Raw genomic sequence first — 23,346 nt, 5'->3', positions numbered from 1 at the left:
GCCGGGGGCGCAGCCTTGAGGGGGGATGCGCGGCCGAGCGAACGCCGGGGTGGGGGCCGGCGCGGGGTGCCGAGGAAGGCGAGAACCATTGTCGGAAGAGACGCGGATGCGCGGGGGGCAGAGCCTGGCCGAGGCGCTGGAGAGCTACCTCGCCGAATGGGCCGAGCACGCGGGGATCACCGTCGAGACCTGGGCGTTGCCGGCCACCGACGTGCCCGCCCGGGTGTCCGCGGGCGTCATGGCCGCCATGCGCGAGGCCCTGGACAACGTCGAGCGGCACAGCGGCGCGCGGACCGTCTCCATCGCCGTGACGGCCGGGCGCAGCGGCCTGCGCCTGACGGTCAGCGACGACGGCCGGGGCTTCACCGCCGTCGGCGCCGGGCACGGCATCGCCCGGATGCGGGCGGCGTTCGCCGAGGTCGGAGGCAGCCTGTCGGTCAACAGCGTGCCCGGCGAGGGCACCACGATCACCGGTGTGGTGCCCTCGGGCCGATGAGCCGGCCGCTCAGGGCAGGGTGAGGATCTCGCTGCCGCTCTCGGTGACCACGATCGTGTGCTCGAACTGGGCCGTACGCTTGCGGTCCTTGGTGACAGCGGTCCACTTGTCGGGCCAGATCTCGTACTCGATGGTGCCGAGCGTCAGCATCGGCTCGATGGTGAACGTCATGCCGGGCACCAGCTCCACCCGCAGCGACGGGTCGTCGTAGTGCGGGACCATGAGGCCGGAGTGGAAGCTCGTGCCGATGCCGTGGCCGGTGAAGTCGCGCACCACGCCGTAGCCGAACCGCTTGGCGTAGGCCTCGATGACGCGGCCCACGACGTTGAGCTGGCGGCCGGGGGCGACGGCCTTGATGGCGCGCATCATCGCCTCGCGGGTGCGCTCGACCAGCAGGCGCGACTCCTCGTCCACCTCGCCGACCAGGAACGTCGCGTCGGTGTCGCCGTGGACGCCGCCGATGTAGGCGGTGATGTCGACGTTGACGATGTCGCCGTCGCGCAGCGGGGTGTCGTCGGGGATGCCGTGGCAGATGACCTCGTTGATCGAGGTGCACAGCGACTTCGGATAGCCCTTGTAGCCCAGCGTGCTGGGATAGGCGCCGTGGTCGATGAGGAACTCGTGGCCGATCCTGTCGAGCTCGTCGGTGGTGACGCCCGGCCGGACGTGCTTGCCGACCTCTTCGAGCGCCTGGGCGGCGATCCGGCCGGCCACCCGCATGCGCTCGATCATCTCAGGGCTCTTCACGTCGGACTCGCCGGTCCTGGGGCGCTTCTTGCCGACGTACTCCGGCCGCTCGATGTGGGCGGGGACCTTTCGCATGGGCGAAACTCGCCCTGGCTGGAGCAGTGTCGTCATGAACTATGAGTCTACGGGGCAGAATTGACCTCGTGACCGAAGGCCAGTGGTGGTTCTGTCTCAAGCACATGCGGGTCGAGCCCGACCAGGGCTGCCCCAACAAGGACCGGATGGGTCCCTACGCCTCGCAGGAGGAGGCGGCCGGGGCGCTGCAACGCGCCGCCGACCGCAACAAGGCGTGGGACGAAGCCGACCAGGACGACGACTGAGGGACGGCTGAAGAGGGCTTCTCTCGTTCCGCCCGCCCGCGCGGGGCGGTCAGGGCCGCCATCACCCCCGATGGCGGCGCCTGCCGGCCCGGCGGAGCGGCGGGTCACGACCGTGACACAACGATGACACGGCGCTGACGAGCCGGGGACACGACCGTCCGACAGTGGTGGAGGCCCGCTGCCCCTCCCTTCGCGGCGGGCTCTGCCGTGGAGAGAGGCTGGTCGATCGTGTCCCAACGCGTACGCGTGGCGGTGCTGGCGGGCGGGCCGTCCGCCGAGCACGAGGTGTCGTTGCAGTCGGCACAGGCCGTGCTCGACGCCCTGCCGAGGAAGCTGTACGAGCCCGTCCCCGTCATCATCGACCGCCAGGGCAGGTGGCCGGTGGAGCTGCGGCGCGGCCTGGCGGACGTGGTGTTCCCCGTGCTGCACGGCCCGTTCGGCGAGGACGGCGTGATCCAGGGGCACCTGGAGACGCTGGGCATCCCGTACGTCGGCTGCGGCGTCCTGGCCTCGGCCGTGGGCATGGACAAGGTCGCCATGCGGCGCGCGTTCCTCGCGGAGGACATCCCGGTCACCCCGCACGTGTGGTTCACCGCGCACGAGTGGCGCGCCACCACCGACCACTGGAGCCTGGTCAAGACCCTCGACTGGCCGATGTACGTCAAACCGGCCGGCCTGGGCTCCTCCATCGGCATCTCCCGCGCCACCTCCGTGGAGGAGCTGCGCGCGGGCGTGGAGCTGGCGCTGACCTACGACAGGACGGTCGTCGTCGAGCAGGGCGTCAGCGCGCGCGAGCTGATCTGCGGCGTGCTCGGCGACCACGACACGCCGGACGCCTCGGTGCCCGGCGAGCTGATCGTCCACGGCGACTGGCTCGACTACGAGGCCAAATACCTCAGCCAGGCCGAGATCGCCACCATCCCCGCAACGCTGCCCGACCGGGTGGCCGAGGACGTGCGCGAGCTGTCCCTGCGTGCCTTCCGCGCGATCGGCGGCTACGGCCTGGCCCGGGTCGACTTCCTCCAGGAGCGGGAGACGGGCCGCCTGTACGTGCTGGAGATCAACACCATGCCCGGCTTCACCGCGCGCTCCGTCTACGCCAGGGCCTGGGCCGCGAGCGGCGTCCCGTACCCGGAGCTGCTGCGCCGCCTCATCGACCTCGCGTTCGCGAGGAGCGGCTCGTGATCCCCATGACCCTGGGCGAGATCGCCCGGGTGACCGGCGCGGCCCCGCACGGGGTGCGGGACCCGGAGGCGCTGGTGACGGCGCCCGCGGCGGTCGACTCGCGCGAGGTGGCGCCCGGCGGCCTGTTCGTCGCGACGGCCGGCGCCCGCGTGGACGGCCACGACTACGCGTCCGCCGCCGTCGCGGGCGGCGCGGTCGCCGTGCTGGCCACGCGGCCCGTGGGCGTGCCCGCCCTGGTGACCGATGACGTCCAGCGCGCGCTCGGCCTGCTGGCCGGGCACCTGCTCGGCCGCATCGGTCCCACCGTGATCGGCCTGACCGGCTCCGTGGGCAAGACCACCACCAAGGACCTGCTGGCGCAGGTGCTCGAACGGCACGCCGCCACGATCGCCACCGACCGGTCGTTCAACAACGAGCTGGGGCTGCCGCTCACCGTGCTGCGGGCCGACGCCGGCACCCGGTACCTGGTGCTGGAGATGGGGGCGGGCAGGAAGGGCGACCTGACGTACCTGACCGGGATCGCGCCGCCGCACGCCGGGCTGGTGCTCAACGTCGGCACCGCGCACCTGGAGCGCATGGGGAGCGGGCTCGCCGACGTGGCCGAGGCCAAGGGCGAGCTGGTCGAGGCGTTGCCGGTGGACGGGTTCGCGCTGCTCAACGCCGACGACCCGTACGTGCTGGGCATGGCCGGCCGCACCAGGGCCGAGGTCCTGCTGTACGGGCGGTCGCCGCGGGCGCGGGTACGCGCCGAGGACGTGCGGCTGGACGGCCGGGCGCGGGCGTCGTTCGTGCTGGTGACGCCCGCCGGCCGCGCCCGGGTCGAGCTGGACCTCGTGGGCGAGCACCAGGTGGGCAACGCCCTCGGCGCGGCCGCCGCCGCCACCGCGCTCGGCCTGGGCGCGGAGGAGATCGCGGCCGGGCTGACCGCCGCCCGGCGGCGCTCGGGAGGCCGGCTGGAGATCGTCGAGCGGCCCGACGGCGTCACCGTCGTGGACGACGCCTACAACGCCAACCCCGAGTCCATGCGGGCCGGGCTGCGGGCGGTGCGGGCTCTGGCCGGCGACCGCCGTACGGTCGCCGTGCTCGGCGGGATGGGCCAGCAGGCGGACGCCTCCCGCGCCCGGCACGCCGAGATCGGCCGGCTCGTCGCCGATCTCCGCTTCGACGTGCTGATCGCGGTCGGGCCGGGCGACCCGCGCGCGATGGCGGAGGCGGCCAGGTCCGCGGGCGTGACCGTCCACGCCGTCGAGGACGTGGCCGGGGCCGTCGAGGTGGCCGGCGCCCTGCTCCGGCCGGGCGACGTGGTGTTCGTCAAGGCCAGCAGCGAGTTCGGGCTCGGCGCCTGCGCCCGGGCCCTGTCCATCTGAAACGGGGGTGCCATGCGTGCTATCGGTCTCATCGGCGGGCTCAGCTGGGAGTCGACGGTGATCTACTACCAGGTCGTCAACCAGCGGGTCCGCGAGCGGCTGGGCGGCAGCCATTCCGCCAACAGCCTCATCTGGTCGGTCGACTACACCACGGTCGAGGACCTCGCCTTCGCCGGCCGCTGGGACGAGGTGGCCGCGCTGCTGTCCGGCGCCGGCAGGAAGTTGCAGGACCTCGGCGCGGAGGTCCTGCTCGTCTGCAGCAACACCTTCAGCCGGGTGAGCGACGACGTGGCGCGGGCCGTGAGCGTGCCCGTGCTGCACATCGCCGACACCGTGGGCGCGGCCGTCCGCGCCAGGGGGCTGCGCAGGGTCGGCCTGCTGGGCACCCGTTTCACCATGGAGCAGCCCTTCTACCGGGACCGGCTGGCCGCCCACGGCTTCGACGTGGTGGTGCCGGGGCGCGAGCAGCGGGAGCTGGTCCATCGCGTGATCTTCGACGAGCTGGTGCGCGGGGTGCTCAGCGACTCCTCCAGGGACGTGTACGCCCGCATCATCGCCGATCTCGCCGCCGACGGGGCCGAGGCCGTCATCCTCGGCTGCACGGAGATCGAGCTGCTGATCAGCGAGAAGGACACCGCCGTCCCGCTGCTGCCGAGCGCGCGGCTGCACGCGGAGGCGGCGGCGGACTTCGTGCTGACGCCCTGCCCCTGAGGGGGTGGCGCTCAGCCGACCACCGCGTACGCCCGTACGGGGAAGGTCCCCATACCGGCGATCATGGGTGGCGTGGCGTGCAGGCGGAAGCCCTCCTCGGGCAGGGCCGCCAGGTTCGTCAGGTGCTCCAGCAGCGGGATCCCCGCCCGCAGCAGGACCGTGTGGGCGGGGCGCTCGCCGCGCGGCGGCGTGTCGTCGATGTTGAGCGAGTCGATCCCGACCAGCGCCGCGCCCTGCTCGGCCAGCCAGGCGGCCGACTCGGGCGCCAGGTAGGGATGGCCGTCGAAGTAGGCGTCGGTGCCGAAGTGGCGGTCCCAGCCGGTGTGGACGAGCACGGCCCGGCCGCGCACGTCCAGGTCCCGGTCGAGGACGACCTCGCGGCCTGGCCCCTGCGCGCGCACCACCAGGCCGGGCAGGTCGGCGAGCCGGTCCACCGGCACCCCGGCCAGGTCCGGGCCGTCGGGGTAGCGGTGGAAGGGGGTGTCCAGGTACGTGCCGGTGTTGGCGGCCAGGGTGATCGTGCCGATGTGGAACTCGGTCCCCGGGGCGTACACCTCGCGCGAGCCCTCCCTGCTGAGATGCACGCCGATCCGCGGGGCGGGGATGCCGGGGTAGGTCACCAGCCCGTCGTGGATGCGGTGGCTGAGGTCGATGATCATGCGCGTGCTCCCGTTCTGCCGAGCTTGACGATGGCGGCCACGCCGATCGCGGCCCATATCAGGTTGAGACCGGCCGAGGGCCAGGCGGCGCTCCAGGCGCTGTTGACCATCAGCCCGACCGAGCCGAAGAGGTTCATGAGCTGGTACGCCATCCCGTCACCGGCGATGCGCCCCGACGAGACGAGAGCGTAGGCCGCCAGCAGGACGGCGGCGCCCGCCCAGCCGGCGGCCGTGAGAAGGAGATCCATGGCACAATTGTCCGGACCTCCGGCGGTAAAGCTCAATTAAAGAAATCTGAAGTTCCCCGTAAGCTGAGCTGCATGGAGATCGACCCCCGGCGGCTGCGCGTCCTGCGCGAGGTCGCCCGCCGCGGCGGCGTGATGAGGGCCGCCGAGGCGCTGCACCTGACGCCCTCCGCCGTCTCCCAGCAGCTCGCCCAGCTCGAACGCGAGGTCGGCCTGGCCCTCATCGACCGCTCCCAGCGCAGCGTGTCGCTGACCCCCGCCGGGCGGGTGCTGGCGGGCTACGCCGAGCGGGTGGAGGAGGAGCTGCTGGAGGCCAGGCGCGAGCTCACCCGCTTCACCGAGCGGCTGGCCGGGCCGGTGCACATCGCCGCGTTCCCGACCGTCATCAAGCACATGCTGGTGCCCGCCATGCGCGCGCTCGCCGAGCGTCACCCGCGGATCGTCCCCACCATCCACGAGATCTACGGCCAGCCCGCGCTGCAGGAGCTGCGGCTCGGCGCGGTGGACGTGCTCATCACCGAGCAGGACATGGGGCTGCCCGCGCTGACCCAGCCGTCGCTGAGCACCCGGCTGCTCTACGTGGACGAGTACCGCGTCGTGCTCCCGCCCGACCTGCCCGACCCGCCGCGCACGGTCGCCGACCTGGCCCGGATGCCGTGGGTGGCCGGCGAGCCCGACCAGGCGTGCGGGCAGGCGCTGGAGCGGCTGGCGGGGCTGCACGGGTTCGAGCCGCGCAAGGTGCACGTCATCACCGAGTTCGGGCCGACGCTGGCGCTGGTGGCGGCCGGGCACGGCATCGCCATCGTGCCCGCCCTCGCCCTGCTGGACGTGCCCGAGGGCGAGGTGCGGGTGAGCGAGCTGCGGGACGTGGGGGCGCGGCGGCTGGACGCGGTCACCCGGGTGAGCCGCACCCGGTCGGGGGAGCCGGACCCGGTGCAGGCGGTGGTCATCGCCGCGATCGAGGAGGCCACGGCGGCCCTCCAGGCACCCTTGAGCGGCCGGCTGCGCCCGGCGACCGAGCCGGCGTCGTGACCGGCGTCGTGACCGGCGTCCTGACCGGAGGCGTGAGCGGGGGAGGCGGCGTGAGCGGGGGAGCGGTCAGTCGGGGAGCTGCGGGCCGCTGACCCTCTCCAGCAGGCGGGCCAGGCGGTCCCGCAGGCCGAGGCGCCGCTCCACCTCCCCGGCCGCCGCGCTGACCAGGTGCTGGGCGCCGTCGAAGGTGACGAGCCCGTCCTTCGGCACCTCCAGGGCGTCGTGCGCCAGCCCGGCCAGCTCCCGGTCGCCGCCCCCGGGCGCGTCGAGCAGGGCCAGGATGGTCGCGCCGGTGCGGCGGGCGTCGTCCACCCGCTCCAGCAGCGGCACCGGCGCCTGCCCGTCGGCCAGCACGAACAACGTCTCCCCGCGCGCCGCCCGCTCCAGCCGGTCGAGGCCGACCCGCAGGTGGGCGGGCGCGTCGGCGGGCGGCTCCCAGCGCACCAGCGTGGGCGTGAGCTGCGGCAGGCCCGAGAAGCGCGCCTCGTCGGCGAGGTGCGCGGTCAGGTGCCAGGGCTCGTCGCCGGGGGTGCCGACCAGCAGCAGGCCGCCGGGTGAGCGGGTGGCGCGCAGCGCCCGGCCGAGGTCGCGGGTGCGATCGAGCCAGCTCGTCCTGGCCAGGAGCTCGCGCAGCAGTGCCACCGATCCCGGGTCCATGAAGTCCATCGTGCCGGACGCGGCGACGCGGGGGAGCCGTTTCGGAAGTGAGGGTTTGACACCTGTTTGTGCCGACACGTCATTTCGGGCCTTGACATGGGGTTACTCCCGGGTAACGATCGGCTGGCGGCGCCGCCGTCCCCATCGGCATCCTCAGGGAGAGGGGCGGCACATGACCCCACGTGTGCGCGTCAGCATGCCCGTGATCATGACCGTGATCATGACCGTGATCCTGCCCGTGATCCTGCTGGCCGTGATGTCCCTGGTGGCCGTCCCGGCCCGCGCCGCGGCGCCGGGCGACGTGGTCTCGGCCCGGCCCACCACCGTCTACTACCTGCCGGGACGGCTGCTGGAGGTGCCGGTCGACGCCTGGCACCTGCTCTACACCAGCACCTCCGCCACCGGCGGGCCCAACGAGGTCTCCGGCACCCTGCTCGTGCCGAAGGCCGCCTACCCGCTCGGCGCGCGGCCGATCATCGGGTACGCCGTCGGCACCCACGGCCTCGGCGACCGGTGCGCGCCTTCCGCCGGCATGAGCCAGGGCCGGGAGGCCGAGCTGGCGCTGGTCACCCTGTTCCTGCTCAAGGGGTTCGCGGTCGCGATCACCGACTACGAGGGGCTCGGCACGCCGGGGACCCACACGTACATGGCCGGGATCTCGCAGGGGCACGCCGTGCTCGACTCGGTCAGGGCCGCCATGCGCGTGCCGGGCGCCGGGCTCTCCAGCCGGGCGCCGGTCGGCGTCATGGGCTACTCACAGGGCGGCGCGTCCGCCGGCTGGGCCGCGCAGCTCCAGCCGTCGTACGCGCCCGAGCTGCGGCTCAGGGGCGTGGCCGCGGGCGGGGTGCCCGCCGACCTGTACGCCGTCGCCACGCACCTGGACGGCAGCGCGAACTTCGGGCTGGCCGCGGCCGCCGGCGTCGGGCTGGACGCCGCCTATCCCGAGCTGGACCTGGAGGCCGACCTCAACGACCGGGGCCGGGCGCTGCTGGCCGCGGCCGCCGAGGGCTGCGTGGCCGACCTGGACGCGCTGGCCGGGCTGCGCTTCGCCGACCTCAGCCCGGTGGACCTGCTGGATCAGCCCAAGTGGCGGGCCCGGCTGGCCGAGAACCGCCTCGGGGCCGTCGCGCCGCGGGTGCCGGTCTTCCAGTACCACGCCGACGGCGACCAGATCATCCCCCTGTCCGTCGGGGCCACGCTGCGCTCGCAGTGGTGCCGGGCCGGCGCGAACGTGCGCTGGGCCGTGCTGCCCGCGCCCGACCACGTCACCGGGGCCGTCGAGGGCGGGCCGCTCGCCGCCGAGTGGCTGGCCCTGCGGATCCTCGGCCTGCCGGCGTCCGGCAACTGCTGACCCGGCGGGAGGGCCCGCCGCGTGTCCGGTGCCCGCGCCGCGTCGGCGCGGACGCCGGGCTGGCATGATCGGGGCATGACTGACGTGAACGTGAGCGGGCTCTCCATCGGCATCCTCGGCGGCACCGGCGACCAGGGCAAGGGGCTGGCGCGGCGGTTCGCCCTGGCCGGGCACCCGGTGCTGATCGGCTCGCGCAGCGCGCAGCGCGCCCAGGAGGCCGCCGGCTCCATCGGCGAGGGCGTGCGGGGCGCCGACAACGCCGCCGTCGCGGCCGAGGCCGACCTGGTGATCGTGGCGGTGCCGTACGAGGGGCACAAGGAGCTGCTGGAGTCGTTGCGCTCCGAGCTGGCCGGCAAGATCGTGGTGGACTGCGTGAACCCGCTCGGCTTCGACAAGCAGGGCGCCTACGCGCTGCCCGTCGAGGAGGGCAGCGCCGCCCAGCAGGCCGCGGCGGTGCTGCCGGACAGCCGGGTGGTGGCGGCCTTCCACCACGTGTCGGCCGTCGTGCTGCTGGACCCGGCGGTGGACAAGGTGGACCTGGACGTGCTGGTGCTGGGCGACGACCGCGAGGCGACCGACACCGTGCGGGCGCTGGCGGGGGTGATCCCGGGGGTGCGGGGCGTGTACGGCGGGCGGCTGCGCAACGCTCACCAGGTCGAGGCGTTCACCGCCAACCTCATCTCGATCAACCGCCGCTACAAGGCGCACGCCGGGCTGCGGATCACCGACATCTGACGGCCGGCTCGGCCCTCGGGCTCACAACCAGCCGGCGTCCTCGGCGACGCGGATGGCGTCGATCTTGTTGCGGGCGCCCGTCTTGGTGATCGCGGCCGTCAGGTAGTTGCGCACGGTGCCGGCGGACAGGTGCAGGCGGGCGGCGATGTCCTCGGCGGTCGCGCCGCCGGCGGCCGCCCTGAGCACGGTGGCCTCGCGCGGGGTGAGCGGGCTCTCGCCGTACTCCATGGCCGCCGACACCAGCTCGGCGTCCAGCACCCGCAGGCCCGCCGCGGTCCGGCGGACGGCGTCGGCCAGCCGCTCGCCCGGGGCGTCCTTGACCAGGAACGCCTCGATCCCGGCGGCCAGCGCGCGCCGCACCTGGCCGGGGCGGCCGAGGGCGGTGAGCACGAGGATCCGGCAGGACGGCAGGCGCCCGCGCAGCTCGGCCGCGGCGGTGATGCCGTCGAGCACGGGCAGGTCGATGTCCACGATCGCGACGTCGGGGCGGGCCTCCAGGGCGGCGGGCACGATCTCGTCGCCGCGCGTCACCTCCGCGGCGACCTCGATGTCGGGCTCCAGGCGCAGCAGGGCGGTGAGCGCCGCCCGGATCATGTGCATGTCCTCGGCCAGCAGGACCCTGATCATGCGGGCACCTCCACGGCCGGCAGAACCCTGATCATGCGGGCACCTCCACGGCCGGCAGAACCCTGATCACGCGGGCACCTCCACGGCCAGCAGGAAGCCGCCTCCGGGCGTCGGGGCGGCGGTGCAGGAGCCGCCCGCCTGGGCGGCGCGCTCGGCCAGGCCGGTGAGGCCGCCGCCGGCCGGCCCCGGCTCGGGCGGGGCGCCGTCGTTGGCGACCTCCAGCCGCGCCTTCCCGCCGTGCGCCGAGGTCGTGATCGTGCAGACCGTGGCCCGGCTGTGGCGCAGGACGTTGGTGACCGCCTCGCGCACGGCCCAGGCCAGCGCCTCCTCGGCGGGGCGGGGCAGCCGCACGCCGGCCAGGTGCGCCTGGCAGCTCACGCCGGACGACTCCAGCAGCGCCACCGCCCGGTCCACCTCGCCGGTCAGCGACATGGCCCGGTAGCCCCTGGCGACCCGGCGCACGTCCTGGGCGGCCTCCCTGGCGACCCGTACCAGCTCGCCCACCTCGGTGCGGGCCGAGCCGGGGTCGCGGTCCATGAGGCGGGCGGCCAGGTCGCCCTTGAGCGCGATCGCGGTGAGGCTGCGCCCGAGGCCGTCGTGCAGGTCGCGGGAGATGCGCAGCCGCTCCTTGAGCACGGCGGCGTCGGCCAGCTCGGCCCGCGCCTGCTCCAGCTCCGCGGTGACCCGGACGAACCGGACCAGCGCGTACGTCATCGCGCCCGTCGTCGGCACGGTCACCACGTAGAAGGCGCTGACCACGGCCCCGTCGAGGCCGCCCCACACCCCCACCCCCTCGTACGCCATCATGAGCCCCACCAGCACGCACGCCCACCGCAGGCGCAGGAACACCAGCAGCGTGCCCGCCAGCATCGGCGCCGCCACCGCCGAGAAGCCGCCCGGCAGCAGGAAGTCGGGCAGGTACGTGACCACCGCCTGCAGCACCAGCGTGAGCGGGAAGCCCGGCGGGCGCCCGCCGCGCAGCGCCGCCCGCAGGTTGAGGTGGTGGGTCGCCACGACGGCCAGCACCGCGAGGCCGGCCGTCGCGCCCCAGACCGCGCTGTAGCGGAAGTACAGCAGCGCGATCACGGTGTAGGCGACGGACACGGCGGTCATCAGGCCGATCGCGAGCCGCCGGGCGGAGGTGGAGAGCACAGCCGATTATGTCCCTTTTGTGGAGAGTTCAGGACCGGCGGGGTTCCCAGCGGAACCACAGCCGCAGCGCCACCAGGCCGGCGACGGCCCAGGCCACCAGCACCGGCACCGCCAGAACCGGATCGCCGGTGCGGGCCGCGTCCACGACGACCGAGGTCGGCAGCAGGTCCAGCGCGGGGCGCAGCCACGACGGCAGCGGGATCGGCCCCATCGCGCCCGCCACGACTCCGCAGACGAGGAAGACCGGGGTCGTGTACGCCGCCGCCAGCTCCGCCCGCGGGACCGCGGCCGTGTAGGCGGCCCCGAGCAGCGCCATCACGATCGAGCCCAGCGCGACGACCAGCGCGAACACCAGGACGTTCCGCGGCAGCGGAACGCCGGCCAGCAGCCGCACGGCCACCGCGCAGGCCACGGTCACGGCGAAGGTCTGGGTGGCGTTGGAGGCGATCTGCCCGGCCAGGATCTGCCCGTCGGTCAGCTCGGTCGCCCGCAGCCGCTTGAGCACGAGCTGGTCGCGGCGGGCGGTCAGCGCGACCGTGATGTTCATGAACGCGGTGATCGACAGCAGGATGGCCAGCGTGGCGGGGAACAGCTCGGCCGCGGCGGCCTGGCCGTCGGCCCGTACGTGCCGCATGAGCAGCGGCATCCCGATCGCCAGCCCCACGGGCGTGACCACCGAGGCGAACAGCATGGCCCTGTCCCGCCAGAACAGGCGGGTGCCGAGCCGGTAGGTGGCGGCGAGGCTCATCGGGCGCTCCTTCCGGCCGGAACCGCAGCGCCACCGGACCGGCTGCCTGATCCGCCGCCGGACCCGCCGCCGGACCGTTCGCCGGACCCGCCGCCTGATCCACCGCCGGGGCCACCACCGGACCGGTCGCCGAGGTCGAGGAACAGGTCCTCCAGGGTGGGCGGGCGCACCTCCAGACCCGCCAGCCGCAGCCCCCGCCCGGCGGCCCAGGTCAGCAACGTCTGCGCGGCCAGATCGGGGTCGTCGGCGCGGCAGACCGCCCGGCCGTCCTCGACCGCGACCGGCAGCGGCAGCTCCCCGGGACCCACGCCCGCCGGCATCAGGAACGCCACCCGCCCGGCCCGCCCGGCCAGGGTCTCGGCCATGCCGCCCGAGGCCACCAGCCGCCCCTCGTCCAGGATCGCCACGCCGCCGGCCAGGCGCTGGGCCTCCTCCAGGTAGTGCGTGGTCAGCAGGACCGTGGTGCCCTCCCCGGCCAGGCCGCGCACGACGTCCCAGGTGGCGGCGCGGGCCTCGGGGTCCATGCCGGCGGTCGGCTCGTCGAGGAACAACACCTCGGGCCGGCCCAGCAGCGCCAGCGCCAGGTCCAGCCGCCGCTTCTCGCCCCCGGACAACTGCCGCACCCGCACGCCCGCGCGGGCGCCCAGCCCGGCCAGCTCCAGCACCTCGGCGCGGGGCCGGGGCGCGGTGCTGAAACCGCGCCAGGTGTCGACGGTCGCGGCCACGGTCAGGTCGGGGAAGAACCCGGCCTCCTGCACCATGATGCCGCTGCGCCGGCGCAGGGCCCCGCGGTCGGCGTGCGGGTCGAGGCCGAGCACCCGCACCTCGCCGCCGTCGGCCCGCTGGAAGCCGGCCAGCACCTCGACCGTCGTCGTCTTGCCCGCGCCGTTCCTGCCGAGCAGCGCGAAGACCTCGCCCTCGGCCACCTCGAACGAGATGCCCCGCACCGCCTCGAACCCCTGGTGGCTCTTCCTGAGCCCGCTGACCCTGATCGCTGCTGTCATGGCTCCGACTATCGCCGGGCGGGGCTCCCGGCCGACAGTGAGGAATTCACGACTTGCGCGAGAGCTTGAGCAGCGCCTCCGTGACGCCCTCGGGATCGACGAGCTGGTGCAGGTGCAGGCCGGGCAGCCGGGTCACCGGCCAGCCCCGGCGGGCCGCCTCCTCGGCGACCTTGTCGTACGGCGGCCCGAACCACAGGCACGAGCACCTGACCTCGTCCCACCCGGCGGGCACCGGGACCGCCTGGGTGTAGTAGCCGAGCGGCAGCCGCGGCTGCTCGGCCGTCACCCGCACCCGCGCGGCCGGGTCGGGCAGCATGGCCACTACGTCCTCCTCGTCCCACCAGTCGGTCCAGCGCGGCAGCACGCCGTCGGGGCCGGCCAGGTCGCGCAGGAACGGCAGGAACCCCTCCTCGGCGACCTTGACCAGCCCGTCGGGAGGCGGGATGTGGGCGTCGGCGAACACGCACGCCACCACGCGCTCGCCCAGCCCCTCCTTGACCAGCGGCAGGAAGAACCCGGCGTTGCTGTGCCCCACCAGCACCACGGGGGTGGCGGGCGCGGCGTCCCTGACCGCCGCCACGATCCGCGGCCAGTAGGGCGGCCCGCCCGCCGTGACGCCGGTCAGGTCGGGCACCACGGCGGCGTGCCCGCGACGCTCCAGCGCCTCGGCGACCGGGGCCCAGGTCGAGGGCCCGACGGAGGGGCTGTGCACCAGTACGAAGGTCGTCTCCACGCCTCCCACACTCTCAGACGACCAGGGTGTGCCGGACCGCCGCGCGGCCCGTCCCGTCGAAGGCCGCCCAGGCCAGGGCCAGGTTGTTCACCGCTCGCGAAAGCTCCTCCTCGGGCAGGAGGAAGTGCAGCCGCATGCGGTCGGCGTGCCCGCCGAGGGGGTCGAAGGAGCGGCCGGGCGGCACCGCGACCCCGTGCCGCAGCGCCACCTGGGCGAAGGCGTCCACCTCGCCGCGCGGGATCCGCACCCAGACCGTCTGGCCGCCCAGGGCCGGCTCGAACGTCCACGACGGCAGCCGGGCGCGCAGCTCGGCGCACAGGTGGGCGTGGCGGGCGGCCAGCTCGGGCACCCGCCGCGCGCGTACCTCGTCCAGGCGGCCCAGCAGCTCGGCGGCGGCGAGCTGGCTGATCACCTCGCCCCCCAGGTCGTGCACCGCCCGCAGCCGGGACAGCCGAGACACCAGCGGGGCCGCCGCCCGGATCCAGCCGACCCGCAGCCCGCCCCAGACCAGCTTGCTCAGCGAGCCGATCGTGATCACCTGCTCTCCCCGCCCGAACGACGCCAGCGGCGGCGGCGTCGCGCCCGCCGTGTCCCCGGAGAAGCACAGCTCGGCGCAGACCTCGTCGTCGACGAGCGGCACGTCGTGCTCGGCGGCCAGCTCGGCCAGCCGCCGGCGCCCGGGGTTCGGCATGATCGCGCCGTCCGGGTTGCGCGCGGTGGGGACGAAGTAGGCCAGCGCCGGACGCTCCCGCAGGGCCGCCCGCAGCCCCTCCGGCGTCACCGGCCGGACCACGGCCGCCGCGTGCCGGAACACCTCCAGCGCCCCCGGGTACGTCGGCGACTCCGTCAGCACCGTGTCGCCGGGCGCCACCAGCAGCCCGGCGAGCAGGGTGAGCGCCTGCTGGGCGCCCGTCGTCACCATGATCTCCTCGGGCGCGGTACGCAGGCCGCGGGCCGTGTAGTAGCCGGCCAGGGCGGCGCGCAGGGCGGGGACCCCGGCCGGCTGGTAGCCGATGTCGCGCAGGCCGGCCAGGCTCCACGCGGCCCGCGCGTACGCCTCGGCCAGCAGCGGCGGCGGCTCGTCCGGCGCGGCGCAGGTCAGCAGCGCGACCCCGTCCGGCGGGTGCAGGATGTGCAGCAGCAGCGGGTTGGCCGGCACGCCGTCGGTGGTCCTGGTGGCCGGCAGGTCCAGCGCGGCCACCCGGGTGCCGCTGCCCTGGCGGCGGAGCACCCGGCCCTCCTGCCGCAGCAGGTCGTACGCCGCCACCACCGTGCCCCGGCCCACCGCCAGCCGCCTGGCCAGCACCCGGTCGGGGGGCAGCGGCTCGCCCGGCGGCAGCACGCCGTCGTCGATCAGGGCCCGCAGCCGGGCGGCCAGCAGCAGGTGGAGCGGGCCGCGTCCGGACGCCCACCGGCCGAGCAGATCGACGAGGTCGTCGAGATTGGCCCTATTCATGGACCAATTCTGGCTGATTGGCTCTCACGCCGGGCCGCTATGCGGGAGATCCTTGCGGTATGACCGATTACCGCCCCGAGACGAGAACCGTCCACGTCCCGCAGGTGCCCGTCGAGGGCAGCCACCCGATCACCGTGCCGATCTACCAGACCTCCGGCTTCGTCTTCGACGACCCGGCCGTCATGGCCGACGCGATGGGAAGCCCGTCCGGGCCGTTCGTCTACGGGCGCTACACCAACCCCACCGTCCGCTCCCTGGAGCTGGCCGTCGCGGGGCTGGAGGGCGGCGCCGCCGCGATCGCCACCGGCTCCGGCATGGGCGCCATCAACACCGTCCTGCTCGGCCTGCTCAAGCCCGGCGACCACCTCATCGCCCAGCGCTCCCTGTACGGGGGGACGGCCGCCATGATCAGCGACCTGGTGGGCAGGTTCGGCATCGACGTCACCTACGTGCCGGAGAACGACCCCGCCGCCCTGCGCGCCGCCCGGCGGCCCGAGACGAAGCTCGTCTACCTGGAGACGATCAGCAACCCCATGACGCTCGTGGCCGACCTGCCCGCCATGTGCGCGGCCGCCCGCGAGCTGGGCCTGCTGACCGTCGTGGACAACACCTTCGCCACCGCCCTGCTGTGCCGGCCCATCGAGCACGGGGCCGACATCGTCGTCCACTCCACCACCAAGTACCTGTCCGGGCACACCGACGTCGTGGGCGGCCTGGCCGTCTTCGCCGACACCGGGCTGTACGAGCGGGTGTGGCACTTCGCGATCGAGCTGGGGGCCGCCGCCGACCCGTTCGCGGCGTGGCTGGTGCTGCGCGGCCTGCAGACCCTCGCCCTGCGCATGGAGCGGCACTGCGCCAACGCCGAGTACCTGGCCACCCGGCTGGCCGGGCACCCGGCCGTGACCGCCGTCCACTGGCCGGGGCTGCCGTCGCACCCGTCGTACGAGCTGGCGCGCAAGCTGCTGCCCGGCTTCGGCGGGGTCTTCTCGTTCGACCTGGCCGGCGGGCGGGCCGCGGGGGAGCACTTCATGAAGTCGGTACGGCTCGCGCTGCTGGCCCCCTCGCTCGGCGGGGTCGAGACGCTCGTCCTGCACCCGGCGACCACCTCGCACCGCTCGCTCACCGCCGAGGAGCTGGCGGCGAACGGCATCGGCGAGGGCACCGTCCGCATCGCGGTCGGCATCGAGCACCCGGAGGACCTCTGGGCCGACGTCTCCCAGGCGCTCGCGTAGCCTTCGGGCGTACACCGAGTGATTCCTGGGGGAAGTCATGACCGCCGTCACCCGCGAGGACGTCGTCGCCGCCGCCGGGCGGATCTCCGGGCTCGTGCTGCGCACGCCCGTGCTGGAGGTCGCGCCCGGCCTGTTCCTGAAGCTGGAGCTGTTGCAGCACTCCGGGTCGTTCAAGGTGCGCGGGGCGTTCAACCGGATCCTGTCGGCGGGGACGCTGCCGGACGCCGGGGTGATCGCGGCCAGCGGCGGCAACCACGGGCTGGCGGTCGCGTACGCGGCCAGGCAGCTCGGCGTGCGGGCCGAGATCTTCGTTCCGGAGGTGACCAGCCCCGTCAAGGTGACGGGGCTGGCGGCGCTGGGCGCGCACATCACCCAGACCGGGGCCATCTACGCCGAGGCGGCGGAGGCGGCGGCCAAGCGGGCCGCCGAGACGGGCGCGCTGGCCGTCCACGCCTACGACCAGCCCGAGGTGATCGCCGGGCAGGGGACGACCGGCCTGGAGATCATGGAGCAGACCGGGGGCGTGGACACCGTCCTGGTGGCGGTGGGCGGCGGTGGCTTCGCCGCCGGGATCACCCTCGGGACCGCCGGCTCCGGCGGGAGTGACGGCGGGGGCGAGGGCGACGGCGGGAGTGACGGCGGGCCGCGGATCGTGGCCGTCGAGCCCGAGCGCATCCCCACGCTGCACGCCGCCCTGCGGGAGGGGCGGCCGGTGCAGGTGGGGGTGAGCGGGGTGGGCGCCGACGCCCTGGGCGCGAGCCGGCTCGGCGGGCTGGCCTACGACGTCCTGTCGGGGCCGCGGGTGCTCAGCGTGCTGGTGCCGGACGAGGCCATCGTGGCGGCGCGGCAGGTGTTGTGGGAGCGGCACCGGGTGGTGGCCGAGCACGCGGGGGCGGCGGCGTACGCGGCGCTGCTGTCGGGGGCGTACGAGCGGGGGGAGGGGGAACGCGTGGCGGTCGTGGTCTGCGGCTCCAACACCGACCCCGCCACCCTCACCGCTCCCTGACCCCCCGCCCGGCCGGCGGTCAGTGGTAGGCGTGCTCCGGGGCGGGGAAGGCGCCGGAGGTGACGTCGGCGGCGAAGGCGCGGACCGCGCGGTCCAGGTCGGTGGCCAGGTCGCCGTAGCGCTTGACGAACTTGGCCGGCCGCGGCGTCAGCCCCATCAGGTCCTGCCACACCAGCACCTGCGCGTCCGTCGAGGCCCCCGCCCCGATGCCGATCGTCGGGATCGCCAGGGACGTCGTGACCCGCTCGGCCAGCTCGGCCGGCACGCACTCCAGCACCACGGAGAACGCCCCGGCCCGCTCCAGGTCCTTGGCGTCGGCCATGAGCTCGTCGCCCGACTGGCCCCGCCCCTGCACCCGGTAGCCGCCGAGCGCGTTGACCGACTGCGGGGTCAGCCCGAGGTGCGCCATCACCGGCACCCCCGCCGACACCAGCGCCTCGACCTGCGGCAGGACGCGCCGGCCGCCCTCCAGCTTGACCGCGTGCGCGCCCGCCTCCTTCATGAAGCGGGCGGCCGACTCCAGCGCCTGCTGCGGCGAGCCCTGGTATGACCCGAACGGCAGGTCGGCGACGACCAGCGCCCGCGAGGAGCCGCGCACGACGGCCGCGGTGAGCGGCAGCAGGTCGTCGACCGTGACCGGCAGCGTGCTGTCGTAGCCGTAGACGACCATCGCGGCGGAGTCGCCCACCAGCAGGACGGGGATGCCGGCCGCGTCGAACACCCGCGCCGTCATCGCGTCGTAGGCGGTGACCATGGGCCACCGCTCTCCGCGCTCCTTGGCGGCGGCGAGGTCGCGGACGGTGACGCGGCGCCCGGTGGCGCCGCCGTACAGGGTCGTCGCGGGGGTTGCGGAAGAGGACATGGATCAACCCTCCAGAAACGTCTCGAGGCGCCCCAGTGGCGTCCCCGGACCTCCTCCGATGATGGCACGCGGGACGCCCTGGAAGGAAAACCCGGTGGCGAAAGTGTCAGTGCCTGTTGCCACAATCAGGGTGGAGGTAACGAACACCATGGCTCTCGACCCTTACCGACGCCTGCTCAAAATCCCGGGCGTCCCCACACTGCTGCTGGTGGGGCTGCTGGCCCGGGTGCCGGCCACGGCCACGGGCATGGCGCTGACCCTGCACGTGGCCGAGGTGCTGCAGCTCGGCTACGCCAGGGCCGGGATGGTCACCATGGCGAGCACGATCGGCATGGCCATCGGCTCGCCGCTGTCGGGAAGGCTCGTCGATCGTCACGGGGTGCGTCCCGTGCTCGTCGTCACCACCGTGGCGCAGGCGGCGTTCTGGGCGTGCGCGTGGGCGCTGCCGTTCCCCGCGCTCGTGGCGGCGGCCGCGCTGGCCGGGCTGCTGGGGCTGCCGGTGTTCAGCGTGACCCGCCAGTGCCTGGCCGCCATGGTGCCCGTCGAGCAGCGGCGCACCGGTTTCTCGCTCGACTCCATGCTGGTCGAGCTGTCCTACATGACCGGCCCCGCGCTGGCCGTGGCGGGCATCACGACGCTGGGCAGCGGCGTGACGATGACGGTCATCGGGGTCGGCATGACGGCGGCGGGGGTCGGCCTGCTGGTGCTCAACCCGCCCACCCGCTCGGTGGCCGAGGAGGAGGAGCACGCCGAGGGGGCCGCGAAGGTGCCGCTGCGGGCGTGGTTCACGCCCGCGTTCGGGGCGCTCATGGGCACGGTGGCGGCGGCCACGTTCGTGCTCACCGCGACGGAGCTGTCGCTGGTCGCCACCATGACCGACGCGGGCCAGACCGCGTGGGTGGGCCTGGCGGTGGGCATCTGGTGCGTCTACTCGCTGGTCGGGGGCTTCGTGTACGGCGGCATGTCGCGCGGCCTGTCGCCCCTGGTGCTGATCGGCGGGATGGGCCTGCTGACGGTGCCGGTGGGGCTGGCCGGCGGCGACTGGCGCTGGCTCATCCTGGCCCTGCTCCCGGCCGGCCTGCTGTGCGCGCCGTCCCTGTCGTCCACGGTCGACGTCCTGAGCGGATGGGTGCCGGCGAGGGCCAGGGGCGAGGCGATGGGCTTCCACGGCACCGCGCTGCTCATCGGGGGCGCGGCCGCCGCGCCGATCGCGGGGGCCGTCATCGACGGGGTGGGGCCGTCGTGGGCGTTCGTGGTGGCGGGGCTGGCCGGGGTGGTCATCGTGCTGGTGGCGCTGCCGATGTGGCGCCGCCGTCCCGTGCCGGCGGCCGCCGTCGCGGTCCCCGCCGGGGAAGAGGTGGCCGCTCCCGCGCCCTGACCTGGCCGGGGCGGGTCGCTCCCCGGTCGCGCGGCCGGGGCCGGTTGTTCACGTGGAATTTACGAAACGGCACCGTTGCGTATCGGAATAGCTTGCGATACGCTGTCGTTGCGAAACTCAATCGTATCGAAATTAAGGACCTTCTATGGACCCGAACTCCGGGCACCCACGCCGATGGCCGATTCTCGGCGTGCTGGTGTTCAGCCTGCTGGCGGTCGTGCTCGACAACACGATCCTCAACGTGGCGATGAAGACCATCTCCGATCCCACAGCCGGTTTGGGCGCGACGCAGAGCGAGCTGGAATGGGCGATCAACTCCTACACGCTGGTGTTCGCCGGATTGTTGTTCACCTTCGGCGTGATCGGTGATCGCACCGGCCGCAAGCGCATGCTGGCCATCGGCATGGCGCTGTTCGGCCTGGCCTCGCTCGCCAGCGCCTACGCCCAGGACCCGATGCAGCTCATCCTGGCCAGGGCGGCGATGGGCATCGGCGGCGCGGCCATCATGCCGGCCACCCTCGCCATCATCTCCAACGTCTTCCCGCCCGCCGAGCGCGGCCGGGCGATCGGCGTGTGGGCCGGCGGCGTGGGGCTCGCGGTGGCGATCGGCCCGATCACCGGCGGCCTGCTGATCGAGCACTTCTGGTGGGGATCGGTCTTCCTCATCAACGTGCCGATCGTGATCATCGGCATCGTCCTCATCGCGACCGTCGTGCCCGAGTCGAAGGACCCGAAGCCGTCCAAGCTGGACCCGGTCGGCGTGGTGCTGTCGATCATCGGCCTGGTGTCCCTTGTGTACGGCATCATCCGCGGCGGCTACCTCGGCACCGTGGCCAGCGCCGAGGTGCTGGTGCCGACCCTCGTCGGCGTGGCGGTGCTGGGCGTGTTCGTGTGGTGGGAGCGGCGCATCGACCACCCGGTCTTCGACGTGCGCAACTTCACCAACGTCCGGTTCAGCTCGGCCATCGGCATGATGGGCATCGTGTTCTTCGCGATGATGGGCGGGATGTTCTTCCTGACCTTCTACCTGCAGGTCGTGCTGGGCTACAGCGCGCTGCAGGCGGGGGCGCTGATGATCCCGTTCGCCGCCGCGCAGCTCATCTTCGCGCCGCTCAGCCAGCGGGTGAACGAGCGCTTCGGCGCCAAGCTGGCGGCCACCGTCAGCATGATCGTGGTGACCCTGGCGCTGGTCAGCTACGGCCTCATGACCGCGGACACGCCGATCGTGCTCATCGAGATCGTCTTCTTCGTCCAGGGCGCCGCGATGGCCAACATCATGCCGCCCGCCACGACCGCGATCATGGAGGCGCTGCCCCGCGAGAAGGCCGGCGTCGGCTCGGCCATGAGCAACACCGTCCGCCAGGTGGCCGGCGCGCTCGGCGTGGCCGTGCTCGGGTCGGTGCTGTCGTCGAGCTACCGTGGTCAGATGGAGCCCGTGCTCGCCGGCCTGCCGGCCGACGTCCAGCACACCGCCGGCGAGTCCATCATGGCCACGATGGGCGTCGCCCAGGCGCTCGGCGAGCGCGGCCAGGCCCTCGTCCAGCCGGCGTTCACGGCGTTCATCGACGGCATGCACATCACCGCCCTGGTCTCGGCGGCGATCACGCTGATCGGCGTCGCCGTGGTGGCCCGCTGGATGCCGGGCAAGCCGAGGCCGGTCCAGCAGGTGGAGCAGAAGGAACCAGCGGTAGTGTGAGGCCGCGATGACGATCCAGGAATCAGGCGCGGCCCGCCCGGCGGGCCGCCCGCGCAGCGAGAAGGCCGAGAAGGCGATCATCGAGGCGACCCTCGACCTGATCGCCGAGGGCATGGGCGTCTCCGAGCTGTCCATCGAGGCGATCGCGTCGAGGGCGGGGGTCGGCAAGACGACGATCTACCGGCGCTGGTCCAGCAAGGAAGACCTCGTCGTCGACGCCCTGGCCACGCTCAAGGCGCCGCTGCCGCCGCTCGCCGGCACCTCCGTCCGCGACGACCTCATCACCCTGCTCGACGCCATGCGGATCGAGGCCGGGCAGCGGCGCGGCCGGTGCGTCATGAACGTCGCCATGAGCGAGGCCGACCGGCATCCGCGCCTGATGGAGCGCTTCGTCAAGCGGGCCCTGGAGCCGCGGCGGCGGGCGTTGCAGGAGGTCATCGAGCGTGGCATCGCCTCGGGCGAGCTGCGCGCCGACCTGGACGTCTCCATGGGCATGGCCATCCTGTCCGGAGCCATGATGTGGCACACGAAGTGGGGGCCGCCCGGTGACCTGCCGGAGGACCTCGCCGAGCGGGTCGTGGACGCGGCCCTCACCGGCCTGGTCCCCTGACCCGCCGTCCCTCCATCCGGAAGGCAACCGGCAGCCGGTGAGCCGGCGCGGGGGCGGGCGCCGGGACGACCGGCGGGTCAGGGCGTGGTGAGGTCGGCAGGTCAGGGCGTCGTGATGTCGGCAGGTCAGGGCGTCGTGATGTCGGCGGGAAGCAGCTGCTCGGTCAGCAGGCGTCGCACCCGGTCCGGCCGGCCGGCCACCCAGGGCCGCAGCAGTTCCCACCCGTGGAAGTACCCGAAGAGGTACGGGCTCATCGGCGACGGTTCGAGCTGGGGCAGCACCAGCGTCACCTCGTCCTCGTCGTAGAGCGCCCACCTCGCCAGGTAGGCGCGCAGCTCGGCCGCGCTCCGGCCCTCGTCCGCCAGGAGCGCCGCGTTGCCCCACACGCCCCACAGCACGGTCCTCGCGTGATGGATCGCCGCGAAGTCGCCCGCGTCCCCGCCGCCGTCCCCGCCGCCCCGCCCGCCGCCCCGCCCGCCGCGCCGCCCGCGGGCCTCGGGCAGGACGTGCCGTTCCAGCCACTCCTGCGCCTCCTCGCCAGGGAACAGGATCTCCTCGCCCAGCAGGCCGAGCCCCTCGCTCAGCACGAACGACGGCGACACCATGAACCGCACCCGCTGGTTCTCCCGATCCGCCTCCGGGAGATGGAGCTCCTTGAGCATCGACTCCGCGATGTGCCCCGGATGTCCCTCGTGCGCCACCAGGTACAGCAGGTCGGCCAGGTTGAAGGGGATCGCCCTGTTGATGTGGATCGTGGACCTGAGCCCGCCCTCGTAGGCTCCGGCGCCGTGGAACGGCACGCCCTCCACCAGCCGGCAGTCCACGACCTCCTCCTCGGGCAGCGGCACGATCCGGGCGGACGTACGCGCCCGCGTCTCGGCCACCGCCGGCGACACCAGCGCGGGAAGCCGCTCGATCCGCTCCAGGGTGTGCGCCGCCTGCCAGGCGTGCAGCCGCTCCGCCAGCGGGCCGCGTCCCTTGGGCAGGGCGGCGTCCAGCTCCGCGTGCGCCTCCTCGAACACCTCCTCCGGCACCCGCCGCGGCTCCAGGCCCAGGCACTCGCGCGCGTACTCGGCCAGCGGCGACCGGTCGCCGCCCAGCCGCCGGGCGAACGCGCGCATCGCCCGTACCTGGGCGGCCAGATAGGGCGTCGGGGCGCTGTCCAGCAGCCGCGCGGCCTCGTCGGCCAGCTCGCCGGGCGCGGGCGGCGGCTCCCGGGCGACGCGCGCCCGGCGGTCCTCGGGTCCGGAGTAGATGAGCGCGGTGCCGCCGGCCAGCCGGTCGAGGCGCAGCGCCAGCATCGCGTAGTCCTGCTGCCAGTCGTCCATGATTCCTCC

The 23,346-nt window shown here is 74.2% G+C and carries 25 protein-coding genes; 13 read left to right on the top strand and 12 right to left on the bottom strand.

Features of this window, described 5'->3' with window-relative positions:
* Positions 1-106: 106 nt before the first annotated feature.
* The gene (locus AB0H75_RS11075; RefSeq protein WP_367794011.1) at positions 107-496 is read left to right on the top strand and encodes a sensor histidine kinase; all 390 of its coding nucleotides are present in this window, start codon (positions 107-109) and stop codon (positions 494-496) included.
* Between the two features lie 9 nt (positions 497-505).
* Here AB0H75_RS11075 and map read toward each other — a convergent pair whose 3' ends face one another.
* Positions 506-1,354 (bottom strand): type I methionyl aminopeptidase, encoded by an 849-nt coding sequence (gene map / locus AB0H75_RS11070; protein WP_367794008.1) that lies wholly within the window; start codon positions 1,352-1,354, stop codon positions 506-508.
* A 5-nt stretch (positions 1,355-1,359) separates the two neighbouring features.
* Between map and AB0H75_RS11065 the strand changes: the two genes are divergently transcribed.
* From AB0H75_RS11065 to AB0H75_RS11050, 4 genes are all read left to right on the top strand, one after another.
* A complete protein-coding gene (locus AB0H75_RS11065; protein WP_367794005.1) occupies positions 1,360-1,563 on the top strand; it encodes a hypothetical protein in 204 nt (67 codons plus the stop codon).
* A gap of 228 nt (positions 1,564-1,791) precedes the next feature.
* A complete protein-coding gene (locus tag AB0H75_RS11060; protein ID WP_367794002.1) occupies positions 1,792-2,748 on the top strand; it encodes a D-alanine--D-alanine ligase family protein in 957 nt (318 codons plus the stop codon).
* 5 nt (positions 2,749-2,753) lie between these two features.
* On the top strand, positions 2,754-4,115 hold the full coding sequence (gene murF, locus AB0H75_RS11055; protein ID WP_367794231.1) for a UDP-N-acetylmuramoyl-tripeptide--D-alanyl-D-alanine ligase: 1,362 nt from the start codon (positions 2,754-2,756) through the stop codon (positions 4,113-4,115).
* Positions 4,116-4,127: 12 nt separating this feature from the next.
* The gene (locus AB0H75_RS11050; protein ID WP_367793999.1) at positions 4,128-4,826 is read left to right on the top strand and encodes an aspartate/glutamate racemase family protein; all 699 of its coding nucleotides are present in this window, start codon (positions 4,128-4,130) and stop codon (positions 4,824-4,826) included.
* 11 nt (positions 4,827-4,837) lie between these two features.
* On the opposite strand, the gene AB0H75_RS11045 is transcribed toward AB0H75_RS11050, so the two are convergent.
* Positions 4,838-5,485, bottom strand: a complete 648-nt coding sequence (locus AB0H75_RS11045; RefSeq protein ID WP_367793996.1) for a cyclase family protein — start codon at positions 5,483-5,485, stop codon at positions 4,838-4,840.
* Positions 5,482-5,733 (bottom strand): hypothetical protein, encoded by a 252-nt coding sequence (locus AB0H75_RS11040; RefSeq protein WP_367793993.1) that lies wholly within the window; start codon positions 5,731-5,733, stop codon positions 5,482-5,484. Before AB0H75_RS11040 ends, AB0H75_RS11045 begins: the two co-directional genes overlap by 4 nt.
* 72 nt (positions 5,734-5,805) lie before the next feature.
* On the opposite strand from AB0H75_RS11040, the gene AB0H75_RS11035 reads away from it, so the two are divergent.
* Positions 5,806-6,762, top strand: a complete 957-nt coding sequence (locus AB0H75_RS11035; protein WP_367793989.1) for a LysR family transcriptional regulator — start codon at positions 5,806-5,808, stop codon at positions 6,760-6,762.
* A gap of 66 nt (positions 6,763-6,828) precedes the next feature.
* Here the strand turns inward: AB0H75_RS11035 and AB0H75_RS11030 are convergent, their stop codons facing one another.
* Positions 6,829-7,419, bottom strand: a complete 591-nt coding sequence (locus tag AB0H75_RS11030; RefSeq protein ID WP_367793986.1) for a hypothetical protein — start codon at positions 7,417-7,419, stop codon at positions 6,829-6,831.
* 172 nt (positions 7,420-7,591) lie between these two features.
* Here AB0H75_RS11030 and AB0H75_RS11025 point away from each other — a divergent pair, with 172 nt between their 5' ends.
* Positions 7,592-8,770: a lipase family protein gene (locus tag AB0H75_RS11025; protein ID WP_367793983.1), complete on the top strand. Its 1,179-nt coding sequence runs from the start codon at positions 7,592-7,594 to the stop codon at positions 8,768-8,770.
* 75 nt (positions 8,771-8,845) lie between these two features.
* Entirely contained in the window at positions 8,846-9,505 is a 660-nt protein-coding gene (gene npdG / locus AB0H75_RS11020) for an NADPH-dependent F420 reductase (RefSeq protein ID WP_367793981.1), read from the top strand.
* Between the two features lie 21 nt (positions 9,506-9,526).
* On the opposite strand, the gene AB0H75_RS11015 is transcribed toward npdG, so the two are convergent.
* The 6 genes from AB0H75_RS11015 to AB0H75_RS10990 form a co-directional block, all read right to left on the bottom strand.
* A complete protein-coding gene (locus AB0H75_RS11015) occupies positions 9,527-10,132 on the bottom strand; it encodes a DNA-binding response regulator (protein WP_367793978.1) in 606 nt (201 codons plus the stop codon).
* Positions 10,133-10,198: 66 nt separating this feature from the next.
* Positions 10,199-11,284: a sensor histidine kinase gene (locus AB0H75_RS11010; RefSeq protein WP_367793975.1), complete on the bottom strand. Its 1,086-nt coding sequence runs from the start codon at positions 11,282-11,284 to the stop codon at positions 10,199-10,201.
* Between the two features lie 28 nt (positions 11,285-11,312).
* A complete protein-coding gene (locus AB0H75_RS11005; protein ID WP_367793972.1) occupies positions 11,313-12,032 on the bottom strand; it encodes an ABC transporter permease in 720 nt (239 codons plus the stop codon).
* Entirely contained in the window at positions 12,029-13,036 is a 1,008-nt protein-coding gene (locus AB0H75_RS11000) for an ATP-binding cassette domain-containing protein (RefSeq protein ID WP_367793969.1), read from the bottom strand. Before AB0H75_RS11000 ends, AB0H75_RS11005 begins: the two co-directional genes overlap by 4 nt.
* Before the next feature lie 46 nt (positions 13,037-13,082).
* Complete coding sequence (locus tag AB0H75_RS10995) at positions 13,083-13,769, bottom strand: alpha/beta hydrolase (protein ID WP_367793966.1); 687 nt, start codon at positions 13,767-13,769, stop codon at positions 13,083-13,085.
* Between the two features lie 13 nt (positions 13,770-13,782).
* On the bottom strand, positions 13,783-15,225 hold the full coding sequence (locus AB0H75_RS10990; RefSeq protein ID WP_367793963.1) for a PLP-dependent aminotransferase family protein: 1,443 nt from the start codon (positions 15,223-15,225) through the stop codon (positions 13,783-13,785).
* 59 nt (positions 15,226-15,284) lie between these two features.
* On the opposite strand from AB0H75_RS10990, the gene AB0H75_RS10985 reads away from it, so the two are divergent.
* Positions 15,285-16,457 carry a PLP-dependent aspartate aminotransferase family protein gene (locus tag AB0H75_RS10985; RefSeq protein WP_367793960.1) on the top strand — a complete coding sequence of 391 codons (1,173 nt, stop codon included), beginning with the start codon at positions 15,285-15,287 and terminating at the stop codon, positions 16,455-16,457.
* A gap of 37 nt (positions 16,458-16,494) precedes the next feature.
* Positions 16,495-17,463 carry a serine/threonine dehydratase gene (locus AB0H75_RS10980; protein ID WP_367793957.1) on the top strand — a complete coding sequence of 323 codons (969 nt, stop codon included), beginning with the start codon at positions 16,495-16,497 and terminating at the stop codon, positions 17,461-17,463.
* A 19-nt stretch (positions 17,464-17,482) separates the two neighbouring features.
* On the opposite strand, the gene panB is transcribed toward AB0H75_RS10980, so the two are convergent.
* Positions 17,483-18,325, bottom strand: coding sequence for a 3-methyl-2-oxobutanoate hydroxymethyltransferase (panB, locus tag AB0H75_RS10975; RefSeq protein WP_367793955.1), 843 nt, complete (start codon positions 18,323-18,325; stop codon positions 17,483-17,485).
* Positions 18,326-18,473: 148 nt separating this feature from the next.
* Here panB and AB0H75_RS10970 point away from each other — a divergent pair, with 148 nt between their 5' ends.
* The 3 genes from AB0H75_RS10970 to AB0H75_RS10960 all read left to right on the top strand — a co-directional run bounded on the left by AB0H75_RS10970 (position 18,474) and on the right by AB0H75_RS10960 (position 22,009).
* Positions 18,474-19,703 (top strand): MFS transporter, encoded by a 1,230-nt coding sequence (locus AB0H75_RS10970; protein ID WP_367793952.1) that lies wholly within the window; start codon positions 18,474-18,476, stop codon positions 19,701-19,703.
* Between the two features lie 145 nt (positions 19,704-19,848).
* Entirely contained in the window at positions 19,849-21,399 is a 1,551-nt protein-coding gene (locus AB0H75_RS10965; RefSeq protein WP_367793949.1) for an MFS transporter, read from the top strand.
* Between the two features lie 7 nt (positions 21,400-21,406).
* Positions 21,407-22,009 (top strand): TetR/AcrR family transcriptional regulator, encoded by a 603-nt coding sequence (locus tag AB0H75_RS10960; protein ID WP_367793946.1) that lies wholly within the window; start codon positions 21,407-21,409, stop codon positions 22,007-22,009.
* A gap of 125 nt (positions 22,010-22,134) precedes the next feature.
* Here the strand turns inward: AB0H75_RS10960 and AB0H75_RS10955 are convergent, their stop codons facing one another.
* Complete coding sequence (locus tag AB0H75_RS10955; RefSeq protein WP_367793943.1) at positions 22,135-23,337, bottom strand: hypothetical protein; 1,203 nt, start codon at positions 23,335-23,337, stop codon at positions 22,135-22,137.
* Positions 23,338-23,346: the final 9 nt, after the last annotated feature.

Origin of the sequence: Nonomuraea sp. NPDC050783 (assembly GCF_040802095.1) — a bacterium.
In the GTDB taxonomy this organism is placed as follows: domain Bacteria; phylum Actinomycetota; class Actinomycetes; order Streptosporangiales; family Streptosporangiaceae; genus Nonomuraea.
Note: the sequence above shows the minus strand (reverse complement) of the source record. Positions and strands in the feature narration are given on the sequence as shown.

Bases quoted from the DNA above. Each gene is read 5' to 3' on its own strand.
- AB0H75_RS11005 (WP_367793972.1), bottom strand. From the start codon at position 12,032: ATGAGCCTCGCCGCCACCTACCGGCTCGGCACCCGCCTGTTCTGGCGG.
- AB0H75_RS10955 (WP_367793943.1), bottom strand. From the start codon at position 23,337: ATGGACGACTGGCAGCAGGACTACGCGATGCTGGCGCTGCGCCTCGAC.
- AB0H75_RS11065 (WP_367794005.1), top strand. From the start codon at position 1,360: ATGAGTCTACGGGGCAGAATTGACCTCGTGACCGAAGGCCAGTGGTGG.
- AB0H75_RS10985 (WP_367793960.1), top strand. From the start codon at position 15,285: ATGACCGATTACCGCCCCGAGACGAGAACCGTCCACGTCCCGCAGGTG.
- AB0H75_RS11015 (WP_367793978.1), bottom strand. From the start codon at position 10,132: ATGATCAGGGTCCTGCTGGCCGAGGACATGCACATGATCCGGGCGGCG.
- AB0H75_RS11030 (WP_367793986.1), bottom strand. From the start codon at position 7,419: ATGGACCCGGGATCGGTGGCACTGCTGCGCGAGCTCCTGGCCAGGACG.
- AB0H75_RS11040 (WP_367793993.1), bottom strand. From the start codon at position 5,733: ATGGATCTCCTTCTCACGGCCGCCGGCTGGGCGGGCGCCGCCGTCCTG.
- AB0H75_RS10980 (WP_367793957.1), top strand. From the start codon at position 16,495: ATGACCGCCGTCACCCGCGAGGACGTCGTCGCCGCCGCCGGGCGGATC.
- AB0H75_RS10960 (WP_367793946.1), top strand. From the start codon at position 21,407: ATGACGATCCAGGAATCAGGCGCGGCCCGCCCGGCGGGCCGCCCGCGC.
- murF (WP_367794231.1), top strand. From the start codon at position 2,754: ATGACCCTGGGCGAGATCGCCCGGGTGACCGGCGCGGCCCCGCACGGG.
- AB0H75_RS11000 (WP_367793969.1), bottom strand. From the start codon at position 13,036: ATGACAGCAGCGATCAGGGTCAGCGGGCTCAGGAAGAGCCACCAGGGG.
- map (WP_367794008.1), bottom strand. From the start codon at position 1,354: ATGACGACACTGCTCCAGCCAGGGCGAGTTTCGCCCATGCGAAAGGTC.
- panB (WP_367793955.1), bottom strand. From the start codon at position 18,325: ATGTCCTCTTCCGCAACCCCCGCGACGACCCTGTACGGCGGCGCCACC.
- AB0H75_RS10965 (WP_367793949.1), top strand. From the start codon at position 19,849: ATGGACCCGAACTCCGGGCACCCACGCCGATGGCCGATTCTCGGCGTG.
- AB0H75_RS11035 (WP_367793989.1), top strand. From the start codon at position 5,806: ATGGAGATCGACCCCCGGCGGCTGCGCGTCCTGCGCGAGGTCGCCCGC.
- AB0H75_RS11045 (WP_367793996.1), bottom strand. From the start codon at position 5,485: ATGATCATCGACCTCAGCCACCGCATCCACGACGGGCTGGTGACCTAC.
- AB0H75_RS11075 (WP_367794011.1), top strand. From the start codon at position 107: ATGCGCGGGGGGCAGAGCCTGGCCGAGGCGCTGGAGAGCTACCTCGCC.
- AB0H75_RS10970 (WP_367793952.1), top strand. From the start codon at position 18,474: ATGGCTCTCGACCCTTACCGACGCCTGCTCAAAATCCCGGGCGTCCCC.
- AB0H75_RS11050 (WP_367793999.1), top strand. From the start codon at position 4,128: ATGCGTGCTATCGGTCTCATCGGCGGGCTCAGCTGGGAGTCGACGGTG.
- AB0H75_RS10990 (WP_367793963.1), bottom strand. From the start codon at position 15,225: ATGAATAGGGCCAATCTCGACGACCTCGTCGATCTGCTCGGCCGGTGG.
- AB0H75_RS11025 (WP_367793983.1), top strand. From the start codon at position 7,592: ATGACCCCACGTGTGCGCGTCAGCATGCCCGTGATCATGACCGTGATC.
- npdG (WP_367793981.1), top strand. From the start codon at position 8,846: ATGACTGACGTGAACGTGAGCGGGCTCTCCATCGGCATCCTCGGCGGC.